The 24,588-nt window shown below is 44.4% G+C and carries 14 protein-coding genes and 1 riboswitch; of the genes, 7 read left to right on the forward strand and 7 right to left on the reverse strand.

The genetic code is table 11. The annotated features are described in order from the left end of the window. Positions 1-4 precede the first annotated feature (4 nt). Positions 5-472: a MarR family winged helix-turn-helix transcriptional regulator gene (locus tag HED67_RS02225; RefSeq protein WP_178440314.1), complete on the reverse strand. Its 468-nt coding sequence runs from the start codon at positions 470-472 to the stop codon at positions 5-7. A gap of 956 nt (positions 473-1,428) precedes the next feature. Here HED67_RS02225 and HED67_RS02230 point away from each other — a divergent pair. Both HED67_RS02230 and HED67_RS02235 read left to right on the forward strand, forming a co-directional pair. Next, positions 1,429-7,935, forward strand: coding sequence for a hypothetical protein (locus HED67_RS02230; RefSeq protein ID WP_221717389.1), 6,507 nt, complete (start codon positions 1,429-1,431; stop codon positions 7,933-7,935). Between the two features lie 179 nt (positions 7,936-8,114). After that, positions 8,115-9,281 carry an aldo/keto reductase gene (locus tag HED67_RS02235; protein WP_221717390.1) on the forward strand — a complete coding sequence of 389 codons (1,167 nt, stop codon included), beginning with the start codon at positions 8,115-8,117 and terminating at the stop codon, positions 9,279-9,281. Between the two features lie 95 nt (positions 9,282-9,376). Here the strand turns inward: HED67_RS02235 and HED67_RS02240 are convergent, their stop codons facing one another. The 4 genes from HED67_RS02240 to HED67_RS02255 form a co-directional block, all read right to left on the reverse strand. After that, positions 9,377-10,510 carry an aminotransferase class V-fold PLP-dependent enzyme gene (locus HED67_RS02240; RefSeq protein ID WP_221717391.1) on the reverse strand — a complete coding sequence of 378 codons (1,134 nt, stop codon included), beginning with the start codon at positions 10,508-10,510 and terminating at the stop codon, positions 9,377-9,379. Next, positions 10,507-11,286: an acyl-CoA dehydratase activase gene (locus HED67_RS02245; protein WP_178438306.1), complete on the reverse strand. Its 780-nt coding sequence runs from the start codon at positions 11,284-11,286 to the stop codon at positions 10,507-10,509. The genes HED67_RS02240 and HED67_RS02245 overlap by 4 nt, the downstream gene beginning before the upstream one ends. 7 nt (positions 11,287-11,293) lie before the next feature. After that, positions 11,294-12,442 carry a double-cubane-cluster-containing anaerobic reductase gene (locus HED67_RS02250; protein WP_221717392.1) on the reverse strand — a complete coding sequence of 383 codons (1,149 nt, stop codon included), beginning with the start codon at positions 12,440-12,442 and terminating at the stop codon, positions 11,294-11,296. A 133-nt stretch (positions 12,443-12,575) separates the two neighbouring features. Beyond that, on the reverse strand, positions 12,576-13,475 hold the full coding sequence (locus tag HED67_RS02255; RefSeq protein WP_221717393.1) for a selenium metabolism-associated LysR family transcriptional regulator: 900 nt from the start codon (positions 13,473-13,475) through the stop codon (positions 12,576-12,578). Positions 13,476-13,733: 258 nt separating this feature from the next. Here HED67_RS02255 and carB point away from each other — a divergent pair, with 258 nt between their 5' ends. The 3 genes from carB to HED67_RS02270 all read left to right on the forward strand — a co-directional run bounded on the left by carB (position 13,734) and on the right by HED67_RS02270 (position 19,308). Then, positions 13,734-16,958, forward strand: coding sequence for a carbamoyl-phosphate synthase large subunit (carB, locus tag HED67_RS02260; protein ID WP_178438299.1), 3,225 nt, complete (start codon positions 13,734-13,736; stop codon positions 16,956-16,958). 225 nt (positions 16,959-17,183) lie between these two features. Further along, positions 17,184-18,032: a dTDP-4-dehydrorhamnose reductase gene (gene rfbD, locus HED67_RS02265; protein WP_221717394.1), complete on the forward strand. Its 849-nt coding sequence runs from the start codon at positions 17,184-17,186 to the stop codon at positions 18,030-18,032. A gap of 4 nt (positions 18,033-18,036) precedes the next feature. Further along, positions 18,037-19,308, forward strand: a complete 1,272-nt coding sequence (locus HED67_RS02270; RefSeq protein ID WP_178438295.1) for a dicarboxylate/amino acid:cation symporter — start codon at positions 18,037-18,039, stop codon at positions 19,306-19,308. Between the two features lie 67 nt (positions 19,309-19,375). Here the strand turns inward: HED67_RS02270 and HED67_RS02275 are convergent, their stop codons facing one another. After that, positions 19,376-20,731, reverse strand: a complete 1,356-nt coding sequence (locus tag HED67_RS02275; RefSeq protein ID WP_221717395.1) for an MATE family efflux transporter — start codon at positions 20,729-20,731, stop codon at positions 19,376-19,378. Between the two features lie 134 nt (positions 20,732-20,865). Between HED67_RS02275 and HED67_RS02280 the strand changes: the two genes are divergently transcribed. Beyond that, the gene (locus HED67_RS02280) at positions 20,866-21,036 is read left to right on the forward strand and encodes a hypothetical protein (protein WP_221717396.1); all 171 of its coding nucleotides are present in this window, start codon (positions 20,866-20,868) and stop codon (positions 21,034-21,036) included. Between the two features lie 63 nt (positions 21,037-21,099). Here HED67_RS02280 and HED67_RS02285 read toward each other — a convergent pair whose 3' ends face one another. Further along, positions 21,100-22,506, reverse strand: a complete 1,407-nt coding sequence (locus tag HED67_RS02285) for an alanine/glycine:cation symporter family protein (protein ID WP_178438291.1) — start codon at positions 22,504-22,506, stop codon at positions 21,100-21,102. Continuing rightward, a riboswitch (glycine riboswitch) is annotated at positions 22,507-22,646 on the reverse strand. A 292-nt stretch (positions 22,647-22,938) separates the two neighbouring features. Between HED67_RS02285 and HED67_RS02290 the strand changes: the two genes are divergently transcribed. Then, entirely contained in the window at positions 22,939-24,585 is a 1,647-nt protein-coding gene (locus HED67_RS02290; RefSeq protein WP_221717397.1) for a response regulator, read from the forward strand. Positions 24,586-24,588 lie beyond the last annotated feature (3 nt).

A 24,588-nucleotide genomic window follows, 5' to 3' on the forward strand; every position in this document is an offset into this window, starting at 1 on the left:
ACTCCTATATATTCTCAAGATTCATTTTTGAGTCCCGGTTCGGAATGAAATTCTGCTGAACGCGCCTCAGCAGTGTGAGTAAAATCTTCTTCTCATCTTCGGAAAGACCTTCTGACATATGGTCAAAGACACATACCATATGGGATTCTGCTTCCTGACAGATGCTCTCTCCTGCTGTGGTCAGTGCGACAATTTTTATACGTTTGTCATCAACACTTTGGGTGCAGGTGACAAAATCTTTCTTCTGCAGCCGCTGAACCAGACCGACGGTGGTGGACTGGCCAATCTGCAGCTGGCGTTCAAGTTCTTTGAGTGTAAGTGCGTGTGTGCCGCCGGGGGCATGGTTCAGTGCCTGGAGCAGATAGATCTGAGAAACTGTCAGGTCCATTTCACGAAGCTTGTTGTTGGCTTCTTTCTCCATAGCACAGTGGATATGCCGGATAAGCGGGGCACATTGTTCTGTATAAGTCATAGGATTTTCCTTTTTTCATCGAGATTGCGAAACTTCAGGGATTTTGAAAACCATCCTGATTAACCGTTCACAGCAGGCACGTTCGCACTGCCATTGCTTGGCAGCGGTACATAAGGTGCTAAAGGACACCACCTAAGTACCGGCCAGCAATGAAGCACCTGCTGCGAACGGTTAATCAGGATGGTTTATCCAAAGAGATAAGAGTTTCGCAATCCATCGAGGATTAAATTTATATTTTGTAACTGTTCAGAGCCAAGCAAAATTTCAAAAAACAGGTATAAAATGCTTGCATTTTTAAGACTGTTTTTGAAATTTTATTTGGCGGATACGCCACACCGACGAAATGCGTAGCATTTTGGAGGTTAGCTCTGAACAGTTACTATATTTTACTATTTAGGCATAAGTAAGCATGATGAGTATAGCATTTTGGAAAGAAAAATTCAATAGCATGGCATTGATGTGGTGTCGAAAAACTGCTAAGGAATGGCAAAGAAACAAAAAAGAGAAAGATTACATATTGATTGTAGATGTTAACATTTGTTAATATTCCGCGGGAAAAAAGTTTATTAATAAACAGACTTATTTTGTAGTCAGGGAATTCATCTGAAAAAGTGGCTGATAGTGTCGAATTTCCTTGTATTCTGCGGTTTACATCGTTGACAAAAAGGTAGATTTTACCTATAATGAAATCAGAGACTAAGCTGTGAAGCTTTAGCCTTTTGTTTACCGACCCATTATTTAAGAAGGATGTCAGTGAGAGGAGAGAGGAGAACAGCAATGTCAGAAAGATTAATTAGTATCAAAATGAAGAAAGCGAGGGAGGGTGATTAAGGAAATCAAACGGGGAGGACACAAAGCAACCATAATTTTTCACTTATTTGCATAGAGTGAGTAAGTGGATGGAACCGGTGCATGGCACTGGGATAAAATTATGACAAAAAGAAAGGAATGAAAACATGAAACAAGGATTTAAGAGAATTGTTTCTATGGCGCTTATTGCATCCATGATCGCCACAATGGCTCCTTCTACAGCATGGGCAGCCAGTGTGGATAATACAGATGCAGCGCAGGTTGAAGCTCAGACAGCCGCAGATGAAGAAGTGGTACCTGCTGCAGAATCAGCAGCAGAAACTGAAGCGGTTGAAGTTCAGACAGAGACAGAACCTGCAGCGACAGAAGAAACAGAAGCTCAGACAGCGACAGAAGAAACAGAAGCTCAGACAGCGACAGAAGAAACAGAAATTCAGACAGAGACAGAGACGCCGGTTTATTCAATTGGTGATATCAACATTAATTTCCAGGGTGCCAATGCAGCTGTTGCAGAACAGATGACAAAGGACGTGGAAATTGATGAATCTGATCCTGCTATCCAGAGTCTGAGAAAAGCACTGGAAGAGGTTGAGATTGTTGGCGGCGAAGCCGGCACAGAATCCAATGAATCTAACATCAGCACAGCAGACCTGTATGAAGCAGATGAAGCAGATGAACAGGCTGAAACCAAGAAGCTGACAGAAGACCAGATTAATACAGTTGTTGGTATGTATCAACAGTATCTGGATCAGTGGTCAGCCAATGCCAATGTACTCGGTGTTCAGAATCCGTACTTTCTCAATTTTAATGATGATAATAAGGATGGACTTGGTATTCTTGGTGAGATGCTGGCATTAGATGGCGCATCTGTACAGGATGTCAGAGATGGCAAATATAGCTATAATGATCTTACCGGCATGATTCTTAATTTCATGTATGGTGACAAGCTTGGCATTAACTATTATGGTGATGATGTTATCCAGGCAAGAAAAGATGCACTTGCTGCTGTAGATGCATCCGGTGCACAGACAAAAGCTCAGAAGCTCCTTGTTCTGAATGACTGGCTGGCTCATGAGAATACATTCGATATGTCTTATATCATGAACTCTGGTAAATCTGACGATGAGAAGCCGATGGTTGCTGAAAAACCTCAGAAAGAAGAACATGAAGACGATGTATATAATACAATTTACAGTGTCTACAAGCCTCAAATTGAGCAGAACTTCCATGATTCAGTATATGCGGGGATCGAAGATTCTCTGCGTCAACAGTTTTATGAACAGGCTATTCAGCAGGCTGCTTATAAGCAGGCGTTGAATAAAGAAGAGAGTGAAGCTACAGACGAAGAGAGACAGGCAGCACAGGAGAAAGCAGAAGCTTATGTAAAAGAAAATAAAGATGCAATTGACAAAGACCCGGATGGATTTGCAAGAAAGGCTTATGGCGCTGAAGCTGCTGATCAGATGAAAGAGCAGGCAGATGCTTTTATTAAGAGCGCCGAAACAGATGGTGTTGAAGTTAACGGTGTAACTATGACTGTAGAACAGTTGACACAGCAAGAGTTGCAGAGTACAGACAAGAAAGTTCAATTAGAGGATGGCAAGATGTATACTTACCAGGAAGCTATTGAAGAATCTACCAAGACAGCTGCAACTAAGCTGACAACAGGTATTCTTAATTATTGGGAAGGAACTCAGTTTGGTGTGTTTGGTAAGGGTACATCCGTATGTCTTGGCTATTCAAAAGCTTTCTCATATCTTGTACAGTGCCTGGACAAAAAGATCTATCTGATTGATCCTGATAAGACAGATGCGTATGACAGTAAGAAAACAGTGACAGCAGATGATGGATCTACATCTGAAGTATGTGATAACTGGAAGACTTCCAAGGAACTGTATTATACAGATGGCGCATTGGATATATCCAAGAATTACACCGTTGACCTTGTAAAGATCCATTTCAGTTCAGATGTTACAATGTATGGTGAAGAACAGGAAGGTTTTGGTTCCGATCATTACTGGAATGCTGTAAAACTTGAAAATGATAAGTGGTATTATATTGACTCATGTTACACAGATGTTTATACAGAAGTTATGAGCCGTGACCGTGTTGAGACAGATGGCGATATGAACCATGGTTTCTTTATGTTCAGCCAGACAAGTACAGAAAGTTTATATAAGGGTAATTATGAAAGCATCACATCTCTGTATACAAGTGCTGCAACGGATCAGTCCTATGAAGATGCTTGGATGTCTCGTGCAGCAAGTAATGTTTACTACAAAGGTGGATATGCCTACTATCTGTATGATTCTACTGGTTTATTCTCAAGAACAAGCTTGAGTCAGAACCAGAAAGCGTCAGAATATAAACTGGTTCGTCATAATTTGGCAAATGATGATTTGGCAAAAGACAGTGACGGCAATGTGGCTGGTGAGAGTGATTATGAAACACTGATTAACTTCACAGATAAAGAAAATGACAATGATACATTTGTTAGTGTTCTCAAAGACGGTAAGATGGAGAAGAGTGATCTGCTGACTAAACTGTATGCACAGTTTTTAGATGAACAGAGCGCTTATCCAGCCATTGACCTGACAGCAGCTCTGGCTGACAATGGTAAGCTTTACTTCAACGTATCCAATGACATTGTTTCCTATGATCCTGCAGATGGTTCTGTAGCTGTTGTAAAAGAATACAATGAAGTTTTTGCAAAACGAGATAAGACAAAACTGTTTGGTGGTATGGCTTTCTCAACAACAGATAAAGACAATGCTGTCTTTACGGTAACCAATCACCCAATTGCCGGTCTGACAATCAAAGATGGCAAGATGATTGTTTCTATTGCAACAAACTTTGCATTTATTTCCGGTAAGAGCAGTGTAACAGATCATACTAACTATGGTTATTCATTTGAGGAAACAGATTATAATTCAGGTTATACCAATTATAAGTACTATCAGCAGATTATGGGTAACCAGACAAATGATAACGATGAATTCATGTGGTCTGCGAACTTTGTAGATACTGTTGATATGGATACTTTAACAGGTACTTCTCATAATTATGAAGAAGTTTCTGTACCAGCTTTCTGCGGACGTAATGCGTTCACAGAAGAACGTTGTACAGATTGTGGCCTGATCAAAGATGGTACACGTGTAGAAGAAGAAGGTACTGCACATGATCATCATTTCATCAAGTTCCATGAAGTTTATTATACAAAAGACAGTAGTGGCAAGTGGAACGAAGCAGATAACTATGTTTGCCCAGAGTGTGGTTTAGGTATCTCAGAACCTGTAGAGCCTAACGAAAAGTATGCGACTGAACAGTTAAAAAAGAATTATAAGAAGAAGAAAGCCCTCTGGGATGAGGCACAGAAGAATGCAGCTGAAGGTCATGCTTACACAGCAACAGATGCGAAGTGGAGTGATGACGATTCAACTGTTACATTCCAGAAACTGGAATGTACAACATGTAAAGCACAGATCAACAAGAGAGATTGCCTGCTTGAATCCGATGACACAAACAAAGCCAACAGAGAGTTTATTAATAAAACTTTAGACGAAGCAGTAACAGTTAAAGCTGAACTTGTTGGCCACACTGGTACATGTGATCAGGGGGTAACATCTACTTACAAAGCAACAGGCAAGACAGATGATGGTTACAGATATACTGCAACTGATAAGAAGACATCTGACGCAGGTCAGCATCAGTACACCGGTACATGGACATGGGCTGAAAAAAAAGATGATGCTGGTAACGTAACTGGTTACACAGCAACTGTCGCTGATGTGAAGTGTACAGTTTGTGGCGATGTAGCCAAAGAAGACCAGATCAAAGTAGAAGTTGCTAAGGATACAGAAAATTCCAAAGCAGCAACATGTACAGAAGCTGGTAAAGATGTTTATACAGCAACAGCGACAGTTACAGATGCTGATGGTAAGGAAATCGGTACATTAACAGCAGATCCAAAAGAAGTTGATTTACCGGCACTTGAACATAAGTATGGTGAACCAGTATGGTCAGACTGGGAAGAAAAGGATGGCAGCTGGACAACAACAGCAACGTTCACATGTGCAAATGATAAGAATCATGTAGAGACACCAGAAGTCAAAGTAACATCAGAAACAACAGATGCAACATGTACAAAAGCAGGAACTGTGACATATACAGCAACAACAGAATTTGGTGGTAAGACTTATACAAATCCAAATCCGAAGGTTGTAGAAGGACAGGCACTTAGTCATAAGTATGGTAAACCAACATGGAAATGGGATGGCTATACAAAAGCCACTGCAACATTTAAGTGTGAACGTGGTGATGATACTCAGACTGTAGAAGCAACTATCACATCTAAAACAACAGATGCAAAATGTGAAGTCGCAGGTGAGACAGTTTATACAGCCACAGTGACATTTGATGGCAAAGAGTACACAGATACTCAGAAAGAAGAAATTAAAGCACTTGGTCATAAGTATGAACTGACATGGTCTCCATGGGAAGAGAAAGACGGTAAGTGGACAACAACAGCAACATTTACATGTGCAAATGATAAGACAGATGTACAGACACCTGAGGTTAAGGTAGCAGAAACTTCTGATAAACCAACATGTGAAGAAGATAGCGTTGTCACATATACAGCATCAACAGAGTTTAAAGGCCAGACTTACACAAATCCTGAGAAGAAGACAGTAACTGTTAAGGCTCAGGGACATGATTATCAGCCAGTTGTAACAAAGAAAGCGACAACAGCAAATGATGGTACAATTGCTTACACATGTTCAAGATGTAACAAGGTTGAAAAAACAGAGACAATTTCTCATCCAAAGACAATTGCTCTGGAAGCAACAACTTACACTTACACTGGACAGGAAATTAAGCCTGCAGTAACAGTGGCAGCAGCAGATGGTACAACAATTGCGGCTGACAAGAACTACACAGTTTCCTATCCAACAGCAAAGAATGTTGGTAAGTATACAGTGAAAGTAACTTTCACAGGTGATTACTATGAAGGTTCTGTAGAAAAAACATTCGAAATTACAAAAGCAACAGTTGCTATGAAGTATACAAATGAAAGTGTTGTAGTTGATTACACTGCAAAGGGTACTGTTGATAATGCACTGGTGACAGAAGCATCAGCAGATAGTATCGCATATACTTCAAGTAATGAAAAGGTAGCAAGAGTTGCTGAAGACGGTACAGTTTCTATCATTGGTTACGGTACAGTTACAATTACAGCAAAAGTTGGCGGTGATGCAAACTACAATGATGCATCTGCACAGTACACATTAAAGATCAATCCACTGGCAACACCAGAACTGCCGACAGTTTCAAACGGAACAAATGGCGTTAACATTTCCTGGCCAGCTGTAGAAGGTGCTGAGAAATACCGTGTATTCAGAAAGACATCTTCTAGCGGATGGGATGCAGTTGGTGTGACAGCAGATACAAGCATCGTAGATAAAGGTGCTAAGAGCGGCACTGAATATGCATATGTTGTTCGCTGCTACAATGATTACAATGTTTACACAAGTAACTACGATAAGAATGGTGTTAAGTTTATCTGCCTGAACGCAGGTAAGATTACATCTGCTGAAAATGGCAATGGTCAGGTGACACTTAAGTGGAACCAGGTATCCGGAGCAGATGGTTACTATGTATATCGTAAAGAGTATGGTGGCAGCTACAAACAGATTGCAACTGTAAAGGGTGAGAAGAATGTATCTTACACAGATAAGGATGCAACGCTTACAAGCAGTACGGTTTATGTTTATGCAGTAAGACCTTACTGTGGTGACACAATGGGTTCATTTACTGGTAGATGCAATACGTATCTTTCAACAGGTGTGATCACTTCCCTGTCTCATACAGGTAATGCAATTGCAGTTAAGTGGGATGCGATTGATGGCGCAGAAGGTTACTATGTATACCGTAAGGAATATGGTGGTACCTATAAGCAGATTGCCAAAGTAGAAGGACATGATACTTTAACTTATTCAGATCCATCAAGCTCCTTCAAGAGCGGTACAACATATGTATACGCAATCAGAGGTTATAACGGCGGATCAAGAGGCTGGTTTGCAGGTAAGTGTGTAAACTATCTTGCATCTGGCAATATTACTTCACTGTACAATTCTAACGATGGTATTATTGTTAAGTGGAACAAAGTAGCCGGAGCAAAAGGTTATTACGTATACCGTAAGGAATATGGCGGCAGCTATTCAAAGATTGCAACCATCAAGAAGGGCAGCACAGTATCTTATACAGATAAGAAAGCCCAGAATGGTGTAACATATGTATATGCTGTAAGACCTTACAATGGTAATGATTCAGGTTACTTTACAGGTAAAGTCGTTTGCAGATTACAGACACCTACAATCACAGACGTTGTCTCTATAGGGCAGGGACAGGTCGGTATTGCATGGAAAGAAAATCTGGAAGCAGATGGTTACCAGCTTCAGCTTGCAGATACATCCAAGTTCGCTAAGAATGAAACTCAGCAGGAAAATGTTAGTGTAGCAAATGGAAATGCTGTAGCGATCGAAGGTTTACAGAAGGGTGAAACTTTCTATTTCCGTGTTCGTTCCTACAAGAAAGTTGGCAACAAGACGGATTTCTCTGCTTGGAGTACAAAGTCTGTAAAAGTTACACAGTAATCACAATTTAATAATTCGAAAGAGGTCATTGCTTCGGCAATGGCCTCTTTTTTCGATTTCAGCACAGAAATGTAGGTTTATGCAGGAGCGTTTGGTGTATAATAGATGAAAGATGTTGTGCTTTGAGCAAATGAAAAGTTAACAGATGGCTGTTATATGAAATAATAAAGGAGGATGAGATGGAATACAGACAAAATGACTGGTCGATTCTCGGTTTCGGATGTATGCGTTTTCCGAAAAAGGGCGGTAGTGTGGATATGGAGGAGACAGAGCGGGAACTGGCCTATGCCATTGCACATGGAGTGAATTATTTTGATACGGCTTATATTTATCGGGGCAATGAGAAGGTGCTGGGAGAACTGACGGCGAAGAATCACTGGCGTCAGCAGATTCAGATTGCCACGAAGATGCCCCACTATCTTATTCACTCTGTTGATGAGCTTGAGAAGCTTTTTTGTGAACAACTGAAGCGTCTGCAGACGGATTATGTGGATAACTATCTCATGCATATGCTGCCGGATGTGCATATCTGGGAGAAATTAGTCCGGATGGGGATTCTGGACTGGATAAAGGAGAAGAAAGAAAAGGGACAGATTCGCCGAATTGGTTTTTCTTATCATGGCAACAGCCGGAATTTTATGGCGTTAATCGATGCCTATGATTGGGAATTTTGTCAGGTTCAGTATAATTATATGGATATCCACAGTCAGGCCGGTGCAGAGGGTGTGGCTTATGCGGCAAAGAAAGGCATTCCAGTGATTATTATGGAGCCACTGCGGGGCGGCAGACTGGTGAACGGCCTGCCGAAGAAAGCGAGAGATTTGTTTGCGGAAACCAGACCGAAGCGCAGTCCGGCGGAGTGGGGACTTCGATGGCTCTGGAATCAGCCGGAGATCGCAGTGGTGTTATCCGGTATGAACAGTATGGATATGATCCGGGAAAATATTCGGATTGCAGATACAGTGAGGGCCGGCGAGATGACAGATACAGATGAGCAGCTGTTTCGCAAAGTCAGAAGTGCCGTGAATGAGAAGATGAAGGTACCTTGTACCGGCTGCGGTTATTGTCAGCCCTGCCCATATGGTGTGGATATCCCAGGAGCTTTCAGATGTTATAATGTTCGCTACACCGATAACTTTTTTACGGGGATGCGGGAGTATCTGATGTGTACGACTTTCAGGGCAGAGCGGACCAATGCGTCTTTGTGCAGGCAATGCGGAAAATGCGAACAGCATTGTCCGCAGAGGATTGCTGTCCGCAAAGAATTAAAACAGGTGGTTCGTCATATGGAGAACCCGGTTTATAAGGTGATTGCATTTTTTGCAAAAGGTTTGTTCAAAAAATAGAACAGCAGGTGGGGTGATTGCCCATCTGCTGCTCTATTTTGTTGACGTATTATTGTTTATCGTAAATATTAAAATATGCGGATTCTTTAGAATAGCTATTCTGATATCTCGTGCAGAGCTTGAACCGCCCTGTCAATTTCATCTTCGGTATTAAAGCACGAAAAACTGAACCGGACAGCCCCTTGTTTTTCTGTACCGAATGTTTTGTGCATCAGCGGTGCGCAGTGGGCACCTGCACGGACACAGATTTCATAGTCCTCCCAAAGAATATCACTGACGGAAGCAGAGCTCATATCGCCAATGTTGAGGGAGACAATCGGTGCGCGAAGGGGCGCATCCATATCGCCATAAATTTTCAGGTCAGGAATATCGGTGATACCTGCGAGAAAACGGCGGGCAAGGCTGATTTCTTTATTGTGGATATTTTTGACACCTATGGATTGGATATAGTCCAGACCGGCATTCAGTCCTGCAATGCCGTGTCCGTTTAATGTGCCGGCTTCCAGGGCTGTCGGCATATCTGCCGGGTGATGTCTGTCGAAGCTGTGAACACCGCTGCCGCCGGATTTGAATGGCGGCAGGGTTAAGCCTTCCCGGAGATAGAGGCCGCCGGTTCCCTGGGGACCGAAGAGACCCTTGTGTCCGGTAAAGCAGAGAATGTCTATGCCCATGTCCATGACATTGATCGGAATGCTTCCGGCTGTCTGGGAAGCATCCACAATCAGCAGCAGGCCATGCTTTTTGGCGAAATCTGATACAAAAGCCATGTCAGTGACATTGCCGGTCAGATTGGAAGCGTGGGTCAGGACAATGGCAGCCGTGTTAGGCTTCAAGGACGCATTCAATAGATCATATCGGATGCGTCCTTTTTCGTCAGCGGGAATAATCGTTAATTCTGTACCTGCCTCTTCCTTCAAATAAAGAGGACGCAGGACAGAATTGTGTTCGCAGGCGGTTGTGATGACATGTTCACCGGTGTGGACGGCACCGTGAATGGCGATATTCAGTGCTTCCGTGGCATTGCATGCAAAAACAATCCGGGACGGGTCCGGTGAACCGAAGAGGGCAGCCAGTTTGTCCCGGGTGTCATAGATTAACCGGGAGGCGTTCAGTGTCGGAGCATGGGCGCCTCTTCCTGCGTTGCCGATGGTGCTGAAGGATTTGAAAACTGCTTCAGCTACCTGGGGAGGCTTCAAAAAAGAAGTGGCCGATGAATCCAGATAAATCATTCTAAATCCCTCCTTTTGGCGGCTGTAAGTGCGGCACCCAGAGCACCGGCATATCTGGCAAATGCATCGGTTTCAACGGGGTGTCCGATTTTGTCGGAAAGTGTCTGAATAAAATAAGGACTTTCGCAAAGGCCGCCGGTGAGAACGATATTCTCTTCAAGCCCGAAGCGGGCAGCCAAATTGGCCACACGGCTGGCTACAGAGTGGATAACGCCGGCGGCGATATCTTCGCGTTTTTCACCGGAGCCGATATGGCTTATGACTTCAGACTCCGCAAAAACTGTGCACATAGCACTGATAGCCAATGGCTGTCCGTGAGCGGCCATTTCATACATTTCATTCAAATCAGCTCCCAGACGGGTAGCCATGACTTCAATGAACTTGCCGGTGCCGGCGGCACATTTGTCATTCATCAGAAAATCTGCCACCTGTCCATCAATGACTTTGATCATCTTGGTGTCCTGGCCGCCCACATCAATAATGGTCATATTTTTCTTGAAAATGGCCCATCCACCTTTGCCGTGGCAGGTGATTTCCGTAACAATTTTGTCGGCATAATCTACACAGATGCGGCCGTAGCCAGTGGCCACGCAGCGCATGGCATCGGCATAGCCCCGGGTTTTCAGCTGTTCCAGAATGGCATTGGCTGTTTCACGGCCGTTCCATCCTGTGGGCAGTACAAAATAATCTTCAATTTTACCATCCTTTAGGACAACAGTCTTGGAGGCGGTTGAACCGATATCAATACCGGCAAAATAAACAGGTGTTGTACTCATTGCTTTTTTATTTCTCCAATGTTTCAAGGAAAGCTTCCAGACGGGTCAGGATCTGGCCTTTATCTGCCTGGGAATAATCAGTTTCAATCATCAGGTAGGATTTTCCTTTATTCGTTACAGTCTGTTTCACATAATGGGATTCGATATTGTAAGTATGACAGGCCTGAAGGATAATTTCGATGACACCGTCTACCTGATATTCGTCAATCATTTCGTCAATATACTGCATACGGCTGTTGTTCGGGCTCATAACAGAGCAGTTGATGTTCAGGTATTTTTTCGCAAGAGCGTCATAAATCGGCATGTTTTCGTCGACCGGTTCCACTTTTTCGCGGGTGCCGTTACAGCAGTCAAAGGCAACTACATCAGCGCCTAATTCTTCCACAGTTTTAATGATCTTGTCGCGAACACCACTGTTAGGACATCCGGTAATCAGGATACGTGGACGTGTACTTTCTTTGCCTTTGTAGTTGGCTTCCCAGTCTGCCAGAACTTCTTTTGTACGTTCCTCGATAATGGCAATGCGCTCTTCAAGGTCAAAGTTAAAACCGAGGCCGTCCAGGCGGGTGCCCATCTCATAACCGCTGATCGGTGCAGGATTCAGCTTGCCAAGTTCAAGGAAACCAAGCATAGCCCGACGTTCATGATTCTTCAGACGGATGGCATCGCGGATCTGGTCCTCGGTAATTGTAATATGATAAAAATCTTCCAGTTTTTCTTTCAGGCGGATGACTTCTCCGGTCCATGAGCGGAGAGCAGCTTCGTCTCTGGAGTGAGGCAGCTGCATAACGTAAGTTTCCTTTAACTCGTTCATCAGCTCAAACATCTTGCGCTTGCCGTCACAGGTAGTTTCACCCACAATGAAATCTGAGAAATAGAAATACGGACAGGTGTCTGTCAGTGCGAAACCGTAGCTGGCTTTGATCAGCGGACAGAGATTTCGGGGCAGTTTCGTCTCGGCAGCAGGAATCGGTTCATCGCTGGAAGCGCATAAAGGCGCAGCGGCAGCATTGGCTGCCATCAGAAGCTCCTGCGGAACAAAAGAACAGTATACGCCCACGATGCGGCCGCCATTGTCTTTGATCTCTTTCATCTTCATGAAGCCGGCTTTGCGGGCTTCGGCATAGGTTTCAAAATTAGCCGGTAAATTCAACATTGTAAAATCCCCCTTGGTGTATTGATTGACAGGCATTGTAAAACCCTGCAGTGTGCTGGTAAAACTATCAAAATAATTAGTTTTATTTCAGGTGTGAGAGGTTTCGCAATTGCCTGATAAGTATCATGAAAAGTTACTGTTTATAGCAGTGCTCCAGGTATCTGATAAACTCGCAGACGTAGTCTTTTAAAATGTACTCCTTATGGTAAATGATGTAGAATTCCCGGCCGGCGATATGTCCGGGCAGTTCGAACTGCAGCAGCCGTTTGGCATCGATATAGTCATGGACGGCTTTCTCGGAGACGATGGAGACGCCGAGGCCGCCGGCAACAAGGTTTTTGATAGCTTCCTGGTCATTGATGCGGGCTGCAATGTGGAGCTTATCTTCGGAAATGCCGATTTTCTCAAGGAAAGCAGAAGCGGATTTGCCGGTGCCGCTGCCCTGTTCGCGCAGGATCACAGGCTGTTCCTGAAGGACTTCTTCCAGGGAAAAACTGCCTGTATCCTTCATTTCCAGAAAATAGTCGTTGACAGGTGCGATCATCACCAGACGATCCTGATAGAACTTCCGGAAAACAAGCTGCTCGTCATCGGTTTTCATTCCCACAAGGCCCAGGTCATAACTGCCTTTATGAACCGCATCGATAATGCCGCGGCTGTCGCTCTGGGTGACAACAAAATAGATGTCCTCATGGCTTTTGCCGAAGGTGGGAAGTACTTCCGGAAGAATATAAGCAGATGGAATTGTGGAAACACCCAGACGAATCACCTTGGAATCGTGGCCGTTCCAACGGTTGATCATGTCGTCTCTGAGCTTCAGAATATTTTGTGCACATTCAAAAAGCTCTGTACCCCGGGGGGTGACTTCAAAGCTTTTGGCTGTGCGGACAATCAGCCGTGAATTTAATTCTTCCTCCAGAATTCGGATGTGGGTGCTGATGGTAGGCTGCGAGATGCCCAGTTCCTCAGCGGCTTCCGTGAAGCTTTTGCAGCGGACAACGGAAATGAAAGATTGTAATTGTTTAAAATCCATAGGGACCTCCTGTAATCGTGTCTAAAGTCGTTAGTAATAGTATACAGTTTATTATTATAAAAATCAATGAATATATTAAAAATATTGATAAAAATGATAGCAGAGAGAGGACTATTGATTAAAATGTGCAATTCAACCTGTTTATAATGTACATTAATAAATAACGGCCTTACAATTAATTACAATTCTGGGAAAAAAAGCTTGTGAATAGGTACGGGCTATGTCTATAATAGTAATTAAAATAAGGAGGATTTTATCATGCCACAGAGAACAGACATTCACAAAGTACTTATTATTGGTTCTGGTCCGATCATCATCGGTCAGGCCTGCGAATTTGATTATTCAGGCACTCAGGCCTGCAAGGCATTGAAAAAACTGGGTTACGAGATTGTACTGGTCAATTCCAACCCTGCAACGATTATGACGGACCCGGAGACAGCGGATGTAACGTATATTGAGCCGCTGAATGTGGAACGTCTTGAAGAGATTATTGCGAAGGAACGTCCGGATGCCCTTCTGCCTAATCTTGGCGGACAGTCCGGTCTTAATTTGTGTGCGGAGCTGAACAAGGCCGGTATTCTGGACAAATATAATGTGAAGGTTATCGGTGTACAGGTGGATGCCATTGAGCGTGGTGAAGACCGTATTGAATTTAAGCATGCCATGGATAAGCTTGGTATTGAGATGGCGAGAAGTGAGGTTGCCTATAGTGTGGAGGAAGCCCTTGCCATTGCGGATAAGCTGGATTATCCGGTGGTTCTTCGCCCGGCTTACACAATGGGTGGCGCCGGCGGCGGTCTGGTTTATAATAAGGAAGAACTGAAGACCGTTTGTGCCAGAGGTCTTCAGGCCAGCCTTGTAGGTCAGGTCCTTGTTGAAGAATCCATTCTCGGCTGGGAAGAACTGGAGCTGGAGGTTGTCCGTGATAAAGACAACAACATGATTACAGTATGCTTTATTGAGAATATTGATCCGTTGGGTGTGCATACCGGTGACTCTTTCTGCGCAGCACCGATGCTGACCATCTCCGAAGAATGCCAGAAACGTCTTCAGGAGCAGGCATATAAGATTGTTGAGTCTGTTGAGGTTATCGGCGGTACAAACGTACAGTTTGCCCATGACCCTGTGACAGACAGAATCATTGTTATCGAGATTAATCCACGTACATCCCGTTCATCTGCTCTGGCTTCCAAGGCCACAGGTTTCCCGATTGCCCTTGTATCCGCGATGTTGGCAACAGGTCTGACATTGAAGGATATTCCTTGCGGCAAATACGGTACACTGGACAAATATGTTCCGGACGGTGATTATGTTGTTATCAAGTTTGCACGCTGGGCTTTTGAGAAGTTCAAAGGCGTAGAAGATAAGCTTGGCACCCAGATGCGTGCTGTGGGTGAAGTCATGAGTATCGGCAAGAACTACAAAGAGGCCTTCCAGAAAGCAATCCGAAGCCTTGAGACAGGACGTTATGGTCTCGGTCATGCGAAGAATTATGACACCATGACAAAGGAAGAACTGCTTCATTTGCTGATCAATCCGACAAGTGACCGTCACTTTATCATGTATGAAGCTATTCGCAAGGGTGCAACAACAGAAGAGATTTTCGACCTGACAAAGGTGAAGACATATTTTATCGAGCAGATGCGTGAACTGGTTGAGGAGGAAGAAGAAATCCTCAAATCCAAAGGACATCTGCCGTCAGATGCACTTTTGATCCAGGCAAAGAAAGACGGTTTCTCTGATAAGTATCTGAGCCAGCTGCTGGAGATCTCGGAGGATGAGATCCGCAATCACAGAATCAGCCTGGGGGTTGAAGAGGCCTGGGAAGGCGTTCATGTCAGCGGTACAAAGGATAGTGCTTATTATTACTCTACTTACAATGCAGGGGACAGGAATCCTGTATCCGAGGATAAACCGAAGATTATGATCCTTGGCGGCGGACCAAACAGAATCGGTCAGGGTATCGAGTTTGACTACTGCTGTGTACATGCAGCCCTTGCCTTAAAGAAGCTTGGATTTGAGACCATTATTGTCAACTGTAATCCGGAAACTGTTTCTACCGATTATGACACATCTGACAAGCTTTATTTTGAGCCGCTGACACTGGAAGATGTTCTCAGTATTTATAAGAAGGAAAAGCCATTGGGTGTGATTGCCCAGTTTGGCGGTCAGACACCACTGAATCTGGCAGCAGAGCTTGAGAAAAACGGCGTAAAGATTCTTGGTACAGCACCTGCAGTCATCGATCTTGCAGAAGACCGTGATTTGTTCCGTGCCATGATGGAAAAGCTTGAAATCCCAATGCCTGAATCCGGCATGGCAACAACTGTTGATGAAGCACTGGAGATTGCCAATAAGATCGGTTATCCGGTTATGGTGCGTCCATCCTACGTTCTTGGCGGCCGAGGTATGGAAGTTGTCTATGATGATGAGAGTATGGCCGGCTATATGGCAGCTGCAGTTGGTGTGACGCCGGACAGACCAATCCTGATTGACCGTTTTCTGAATCATGCTACAGAATGTGAGGCAGATGCTATCAGCGATGGTACACATGCCTTTGTACCGGCTGTTATGGAGCATATTGAGCTGGCGGGTGTCCATTCCGGTGACTCTGCTTGTATCCTGCCGTCTGTTCATATTTCCGATGAGAATGTGGCAACGATTAAGGAATACACAAGAAAGATCGCTGAGGAGATGCATGTCAGAGGCCTGATGAACATGCAGTATGCCATTGAGAACGGCAAAGTGTATGTTCTGGAAGCCAATCCGAGAGCATCCCGTACCGTGCCGCTTGTATCCAAGGTATGCAACATCCGTATGGTGCCATTGGCAACAGATATTATTACATCAGAATTAACAGGCCGCCCATCACCTGTTCCGGAATTGAAAGAGCAGAAGATTCCATATTATGGCGTCAAGGAAGCGGTTTTCCCATTCAATATGTTCCCGGAAGTAGACCCTGTTCTCGGACCGGAAATGCGTTCAACTGGTGAGGTACTTGGCTTATCCGAGTCCTATGGAGAAGCCTTCTTCAAGGCTCAGGAAGCTGCATCCTTGAAGCTTCCGCTTGAAGGCACGGTCCTGATTTCCGTGAATAAGAAAGATAAAGCAGAAGTCGTGGATGTGGCAAAGCGATTCCATGAAGACGGCTTTAAGATCATTGCAACAGGAAAGACCTGTGATCTGCTGAATGAATCCGGTATTCCGGCTGAAAAGGTGAAGAAACTTTATGAAGGACGTCCGAACATTCTGGATATGATTACGAATGGCAAGATTGATCTTGTGGTTAACTCACCGGCAGGTAAAGAAAGTGTGCATGATGACAGTTACCTTCGAAAAGCAGCCATCAAGGCAAAGATTCCATATATGACAACCATCGCAGCAGCCAAAGCAACCGCTGAAGGCATCGGCTATGTCAAAGCGCATATGGAAGAGAATAATGAAGTCAAATCACTGCAGCAGATGCACAGTGAAATCAAATAAAAAGTAAAAAATAAAAACTGCCTGACCAGTTGCCCTGATTTACCAGATGTTTTTGTAATAAAATATTGTATATAGGGCAAAGGATATGCTATACTATGGGAAGGTAAGTTGCGAAACAGGGCTTGTTGCCCTGTTTTTTTAGGCTAAAATATCGAAATCAGGCCAAAGATTAAATAAGGTATTTAACACTTAGTGTGTGAAATGACGAATGAATGGAGGATGTTTATGAGTAAAACAAAGGTTTGGATTATCGGTGCCAAGGGAAGACTTGGCAGTACGATTAGTGATGCTCTTGACCGTATGGAATACAATGTTCTGACATCGGATCTGGATGTGGATATCACAGATATGGACAGTGTCACAGCTTTCATGGATATGAGTCATCCGGCGGTGGTTATTAACTGTGCCGGTTACAATACCCATGACTGGGCGGAAGAGGATATGGTGAAGGCTTTCAGAGTCAATGCCATTGGTGCGAGAAATGTTGCTTCAGCTTCCCGTAAGGTTGGAGCGAAGCTGATTCATATGTCAACGGATGATGTTTTTGATGGACAGGGAAGTGCACCGTTGACGGAGTTTGATGTAGCCACACCGGACACGGTTTTTGGCAAGTCCAAACTTGCCGGGGAGAATTTTGTCCGCGAGCTGAATCCGAAGCATCTGATTGTCAGAAGTTCATGGGTTTATGCCAGGGAGGGCAGCTGTTTTGTTAATTCTGTGATTCGCCAGGCAAAAGAGGGCGGTGTGATCCGCGTGGCAGCTGAACAGTACAGCAGTCCAACAAGCGCCAAGATGCTGGCTGACTTCATTATGAAGATGATTGATGCCAATGAGTACGGCATTTATCATGCCTCCTGTGAAGGATGCTGCAGCAGAGTGGAGGCGGCAGAAGAAATTCTCAGACTCATGGGACAGAATCCGACAGGCAGAATTGAAGCTGTACCATCAGAGTCAGGTAAGAACAGTCCGAGAAATACATTCCTCAGAAATCTGATGATGGAAGTGACGGGAATTTATCGGATGCCTCGGTGGCAGGATGCCATGAAAGAATATATTCAGGAATTAAGGGGGTAGAAGGATGGCAAAGGACAAAGGCAAGAAGAAGCTGGGAATGACAACGCTGATTTTTATCGGATTGTTCCTTGGTGCGTTTACAGGTATTATTTTATATTATTTTGTTCCTTCGGGATATGTCAGAGATACAGTGCTGGTTGATGGTATTTTCTATGTTGTGGGGCAGGGGTTCTTACGACTCATGCAGATGCTGGTTGTACCTCTTGTATTCTGTTCGCTGATCTGCGGCAGTGCAGCTATTGGTGATACGAAAACTTTGGGTAAAGTCGGTGTGAAGACCATTGTGTTCTATCTTTTCACAACCGCACTGGCGATTTCAATTGCTCTTGCAGTTGGTACGATTGTAAAACCGGGTCTCGGCCTGGATACAGCTGCGATTCAGACACAGGAAGTCACGGTGGCTGAGAGTACGACACTGACTGAGACTTTGTTGAATATTATTCCAACCAACCCGATTGGAGCCCTGGCAAATGGTACAATGCTTCAGGTTATTGTATTTGCCCTTTTTGTAGGTATTATACTTGCAAAACTCGGTGAAAAAGTCGAAGTTGTTTCCAACTTCTTTGCGCAGTTCAATGATATCATGATGGAGATGACCAACATGGTCATGATGGCAGCACCAATTGGTGTGTACTGTCTGATCTCCAGAACATTTTCCAATATCGGTTTTTCGGGATTTATTCCGATGGCAAAATATATGCTCTGTGTACTTGGAGCGCTGGCGATTCATTGCCTTGGCAGTTATTCTGCCCTGATGGCGATTTTTACAAGGCTGAATCCGTACAAGTTTATCCGCAAATACTTCCCTGTTATGAGTTTTGCATTCTCAACAGCCACATCTAATGCAACGATTCCGATGGCGATTGAGACACTGGATGAGAAGATTGGTGTATCCAAGAAGATTTCTTCCTTTACCATTCCGCTGGGTGCAACCATCAACATGGATGGTACAGCCATTATGCAGGGTGTGGCAGTTTGTTTTGCGGCGCAGGCATTTGGCATTGCACTGACACCGACAGATTATCTGACAGTTATTGCAACGGCGACACTGGCATCCATCGGTACAGCCGGTGTACCTTCAGTTGGTCTGATTACATTGTCCATGGTATTTGCATCCGTTGGCCTGCCTGTTGAGGCCATTGCCATGATTATGGGTATCGACCGAATCCTTGATATGGCAAGAACAATGGTCAATATCACTGGTGATGCGATGTGTACGGTCATTGTGGCGAATCAGGACGGTGCACTGAATCGGGATGTATTTAACAGCAAATAGCAGAACTGAATAAGTATATTGTGTATAAAAGGTATCCGTGTTGATGAATGCGGATACCTTTTGTCTGTTACATCCGTTTCAGTTCGGGGAGAACTGTGGCGAGCATTACGATGAAGCAAAGACTGCCGCCGATAACGTTGGAGATGGGTTCGGCCATAAAAACGCCGTTTGGTCCCATGTTCAGGGCATAAGGCAGGATATAAGTCATGGGCACCACAATGATGACTTTACGCAGTATGGAGAAAAAGATGGCATATTTCTTCTTGTTGAGGGCTTTGAAAATTGTCTGGCCCACATATTGCAGCAGCATGAAGATAAATGCAGCAAAATAAAGTTTCATGGCGGGTACGGTATCGGTCATCAGAGCCTGATCCGAGCTGAAAATACCGATCAGGAAGCGAGGTGCAGCCAGAATCACGCTCCAGATGATCAACGTATAGATCAGCGCTAAAACAGCCATGGTGATACCGGCCTGGCGTACTTTTTGTGGGCGGCGGGCACCGTAATTGTAGCTGATGATCGGCGAAGAACCTTCCGTGATGGCGTAAATCGGCGTTTCGACCATCTGACGGACACTGGAGATGATGGTCATAACGGATATGTAGACATCACCGCCTGTAACGGACAGGACATTGTTGGCGCAGATAGTGACAAGACTGTTGGTCAACTGCATAATAAATCCGGCAGTTCCGAGGCTGACGATATTTTTGGCATCTTCACCGCAGGATGTCAGTTCGGTTTTGGAAAGAAAACGGATCCGATATTCTGCTTTGTAGTGTAAAAAGTACAAAACAAAGGCAGCAGACAATGTCTGCGAAATAACCGTGGCAATGGCAGCACCTTTGATGCCGAGTCCGAATACAAAGATAAACAGCGGATCCAGCAGAAGGTTGGCGACAGCGCCGATGATAACGGAGGTCATGCCGGTTGTTGCGTAGCCCTGGGCATTAATGAAAGGATTCATGCCGGTGGCAGCCATGGATGGAAATGTACCGAGCAGATAGATCATCAGGTAGGGGTATGCATAGACCAACCCGGCATCAGAAGCACCGAAAAGTACCAGAATCGGTCTGGCAAAGAGAAGTCCTGCAATCATCAGGATAACCGCGCATAATGCCAGCAGGGTAAAGGATGTATTCATCAGAAGTCCGGCTTTTTCATGATTGCCTTTGCCGCGTTCAATGGAGAAGATCGGCGCACCGCCGGTGCCGAACAGGTTGCTGAAGGCTGTGATAATGACGATGATCGGGAAACAGAGCCCAACAGCGCCGAGGGCCGTGGTGCCAACGTCAGGAATACGGGCAATATAGACACGGTCGACGATATTGTAGAGAAGACTCATGATCTGGGCTACAAGCATCGGCAGAGCGGCTTTCAGAATGTTACTGACGATATTGCCATTTTCAAAATCAATACGTTTCATAAATAATCATTCCTTGTTTACAAATTTTTCTTGATGTAGTATAACATGAAATAAACTATATGAAAAATATTGTTTTTATATCTATCCTATAGATTTTTTATATAGAAGGCTGATTTAATGACGGAATTAACGCTATGGTTGAAGACGAAATCATCTTTCAGACAGACATTATCATTGCAGAAACAACAGAAAGAGTTACAAAAGAACTTTCAGAAAAAATATTCTCAGGAATTGAGCGAGACGACTCAGAAATATTCAAAACAACTATATTAGGAATCAAAACTAAAGAAAACTGTAAAGAATGAACGTGTCTGCTATGAATTCGTTCATTCTTTACAGTTTATTGAGATTTGGGAAAGTTTTGCCCTTTATAACTCCGGATGCCGTTTAAAGAAATCCTTTGTTTCGTTTCTCACCACGCCATTCAATGCCAGCAGCGCGATTAAGTTCGGAAATGCCATCAGTGCATTAAAGATATCGGCAATGTTCCATACGGCAGCAACGGTCATGTATGGGCCGATGAAAACGCAGATAATATACAGCCAACGGTAGGTTTTGACAGCTGTCTGGTTCCTGTTCAGAAGATATTCCAGACAGCGTTCGCCATAGTAATCCCAGCCGAGGATGGTTGTAAATGCGAAGAATACAAGGCAGAGCATCAGTGAGAAGGATGCCACAACCGGAGGGAAGGGAAGTCCCTGCTGGAAAGCGGCTGTTGTGATGGCAACACCTTCAAGACCGGTATTCCATGTTCCGGTAATAACGATAGAAAGACCTGTCATGGAGCAGATAACGATGGTATCGATAAATGTACCTGTCATGGAGACAAGACCCTGACGGACAGGCTCTTTTGTTTGAGCGGCGGCAGCAGCGATAGGTGCACTTCCGAGACCGGATTCGTTGGAGAAGATACCTCGCTGGATACCTTTCTGCATAGCCATAATCATAGTACCCATAGCGCCGCCGGCCAAAGCACTGCCTGTAAAAGCAGATTTTACGATGGTTACGATGGCAGCCGGAACAGCTGTGATGTTGGTGATCAGGATGATCAATGCCAGAGTTACATAAAGAACTGCCATAAAAGGCACAACAACCTGAGCAACTTTGGAAATTCGCTTGATACCGCCGAGAACAACCAGACCGACACAGAGGGTCAGCATAAGACAGGCAATAACAGTTGCCCATGAGTAAGTATTGCCGAAGAGGGAGACGGTATGGATCATATCCGGATCAAAGAAATTCTTTACTGCGGATGCGATACCGTTGACCTGTGTAAATGTACCGATACCAAACAGACCGACACCGGCACCGAAAAAAGCGAAAATTTTGGCAAGCCAGCGCCATCCGTGTCCCATACCATTTTCAATATAGTAGAAAGGACCGCCGAGAACATGGCCTTCATCATCGATTGTACGGTATTTGATCGCTAACAGACCTTCGGCGTATTTAGTCGCCATACCGAGAAAAGCAGCGATAACCATCCAGAAAAGAGCGCCGGGGCCGCCGGCAGCAATGGCAGTTGCAACACCGACGATATTACCTGTACCGATGGTTGCGGAAAGGGCTGTACATAAAGCTCCGAAACTGGATACTTCACCTTCGCCGCCGTCTTCATTTTTAATCATGAATTTGAGTGCTTTGCCAAGATGTCTGATCTGAAGGACACCTAAGCGGATTGTTAAGAGACATCCTGTGAACAGGATTAAGATGATCAGAGGCAGTCCCCATACGACTGCGTCCAACCAGTTGATGAGATTGTTGATTTGTGTAAACATTCTTTTTCCTCCATCCTTTTGCCTGAGAGACTTGCAGTTGGGCGTATCCGATCGAAAATTCCGCAGCTGCGTACACCTTCGGCGCTCTTCTTTTGTATTTTGCATGATGCATTGTGAAGAGACTCTCCTGAGTATTAATTAAGTAATACAATGAAATAAATATTAACATAGGGAAAATGGAAATTCAATGCTTTTTTGTTAAAAAAGATAAAAACTGTAAAACTTTACCATGGTAATATGAAAATGCGAAGAGGTTTTGTATACAATTGGCGGATGAAGACTGGAAACAGTGTGCAAAGAGGAAAATTTCTTCGATAATTGCAAGGCGGCCGCTTATATGGTAAGCTAGAAATAAACAAAAGTGCAGAAATTATCGCCGCGGTTAGATGGAACTTATAGCGGGCAGGCATATAGAAAAGAAGGATTATAAAGATGGTAAAAGTATACTTGGTCGAGGATGAGATTATTATACGCCAGAGTATCAAGAACAGTATCGACTGGGAAAAAGAAGGGTATGAATTTGTGGGGGATGCCAGCGACGGCGAGCTGGCACTTCCGGTGATTTTGAAGGAGAAGCCGGATATTCTGATCACAGATATCCGTATGCCGTTTATGGATGGACTGGAGTTAAGCCGTATGGTTAAAGCGGAATTGCCGGATATCAAGATTGTGATATTGAGCGGGTATGACGATTTTGAGTATGCCAAGCAGGCCATTAAGATCGGCGTGGCAGAGTATCTGCTGAAGCCGGTATCTTCAGCAGTTTTGCTGGAACATTTGTCGGAGATTGCCGAGAAAGTCAGAGATGAGCGGGAAGATCTGGCCTTGAAGAAAGTTTATTACCAGGAAATGCAGGAGAATGAAGAACTGATCAAGATGAAATTCCTGGGGGAATTGATATCGGGTAAATTGTCCCTGGCAGATGCCATGGAAAAAGGAAAGCGTTTCCATATGAATCTTAGCGGCCCTTTTTACAGGATTATTTTGTTCAAATTTATCCAGGAGGATCACGTGCAGGCAGAGCAGTCTGAGGTACTGGCCGGAGCCTATGAGGCTGTCGGAGGCTACGTTGACCGATTCAGGGATGTTTTTCGATTCCAGAGAGGGGTTGAAGGTTGGGCATTTCTTCTGACATCTGTGGAAGAAGAAATGGAGACTCAGACAAAAGCCTTTATTGAGGGGCTGAAAGCAGTGATCGCACCTTTTGACACATTGACCTGGTTTGGCGGTATCGGCAGTGAGGTGGCGAGAATCCGTGAACTGCGATATTCATTTCGGGAGGCGGATAAGGCATTTGCCGGCCGTTTTGTGCAGAAACCGAATCAGATCATATCGGTTGAACAATTGAACTTTGAACAGCAGGACAATGAATTTGATGCCAATATTTTTGGTGAGATTAATCAGTTTGATCAAATTATTACCCGTTTCCTAAGCAGCGGTTCTCTGGAGGAAGTGGAGAGTTTTGTCGGGGCATTATTTACGGAAATATCAGAGGATCATTTCCGATCGCTGATGATCAGGCAATATATTATCATGAACATTTATGCAACGGTTCTGACTTTCTGCAAGAAGCTGAGAAAAGATGCCGGAGTAGATGGAGAGGCTGCGGGTCAGATGGAGAGCCTTCGGGAGAACGAAGAGATTTTGAAGCGGGCTGTTTCAACTGCGGAATCTGTTGATGATATCAAGGCCTACATAGGAACGCTTTTGGATCATGCCATTGAACTGCGCAATACGGTCAGTGGAAGACGGTATTCAGACATTATCCAGACGGCGAAGAAACGGATTGAACAGGATTATATGTCGGAAGACATTTCGTTGAATTCCGTTGCGGCAGAAGTCTGCATGAGTCCAAGCTATTTTAGTTCCGTTTTCAGTAAGGAAATGGGCAAGACATTCATTGAGTATCTGACGGAAGTCCGCATGGAGAAGGCGAAACAGTATCTGGCCTGTTCATCTATGAAAACATCGGAGATCAGCTATGAAGTGGGCTACAAAGACCCGCATTATTTTAGCTATATTTTCAAGAAGACCCAGGGCTGCACGCCGAAAGAATACAGGGCGGCAAGAAAGGGGTAAGCT

The organism is Pseudocoprococcus catus (assembly GCF_019734885.1).
Taxonomy (GTDB): Bacteria; Bacillota; Clostridia; order Lachnospirales; family Lachnospiraceae; genus Coprococcus_A; species Coprococcus_A catus.

Bases quoted from the DNA above. Each gene is read 5' to 3' on its own strand.
- HED67_RS02225 (WP_178440314.1), bottom strand. From the start codon at position 472: ATGACTTATACAGAACAATGTGCCCCGCTTATCCGGCATATCCACTGT.
- HED67_RS02230 (WP_221717389.1), top strand. From the start codon at position 1,429: ATGAAACAAGGATTTAAGAGAATTGTTTCTATGGCGCTTATTGCATCC.
- HED67_RS02235 (WP_221717390.1), top strand. From the start codon at position 8,115: ATGGAATACAGACAAAATGACTGGTCGATTCTCGGTTTCGGATGTATG.
- HED67_RS02240 (WP_221717391.1), bottom strand. From the start codon at position 10,510: ATGATTTATCTGGATTCATCGGCCACTTCTTTTTTGAAGCCTCCCCAG.
- HED67_RS02245 (WP_178438306.1), bottom strand. From the start codon at position 11,286: ATGAGTACAACACCTGTTTATTTTGCCGGTATTGATATCGGTTCAACC.
- HED67_RS02250 (WP_221717392.1), bottom strand. From the start codon at position 12,442: ATGTTGAATTTACCGGCTAATTTTGAAACCTATGCCGAAGCCCGCAAA.
- HED67_RS02255 (WP_221717393.1), bottom strand. From the start codon at position 13,475: ATGGATTTTAAACAATTACAATCTTTCATTTCCGTTGTCCGCTGCAAA.
- carB (WP_178438299.1), top strand. From the start codon at position 13,734: ATGCCACAGAGAACAGACATTCACAAAGTACTTATTATTGGTTCTGGT.
- rfbD (WP_221717394.1), top strand. From the start codon at position 17,184: ATGAGTAAAACAAAGGTTTGGATTATCGGTGCCAAGGGAAGACTTGGC.
- HED67_RS02270 (WP_178438295.1), top strand. From the start codon at position 18,037: ATGGCAAAGGACAAAGGCAAGAAGAAGCTGGGAATGACAACGCTGATT.
- HED67_RS02275 (WP_221717395.1), bottom strand. From the start codon at position 20,731: ATGAAACGTATTGATTTTGAAAATGGCAATATCGTCAGTAACATTCTG.
- HED67_RS02280 (WP_221717396.1), top strand. From the start codon at position 20,866: ATGGTTGAAGACGAAATCATCTTTCAGACAGACATTATCATTGCAGAA.
- HED67_RS02285 (WP_178438291.1), bottom strand. From the start codon at position 22,506: ATGTTTACACAAATCAACAATCTCATCAACTGGTTGGACGCAGTCGTA.
- HED67_RS02290 (WP_221717397.1), top strand. From the start codon at position 22,939: ATGGTAAAAGTATACTTGGTCGAGGATGAGATTATTATACGCCAGAGT.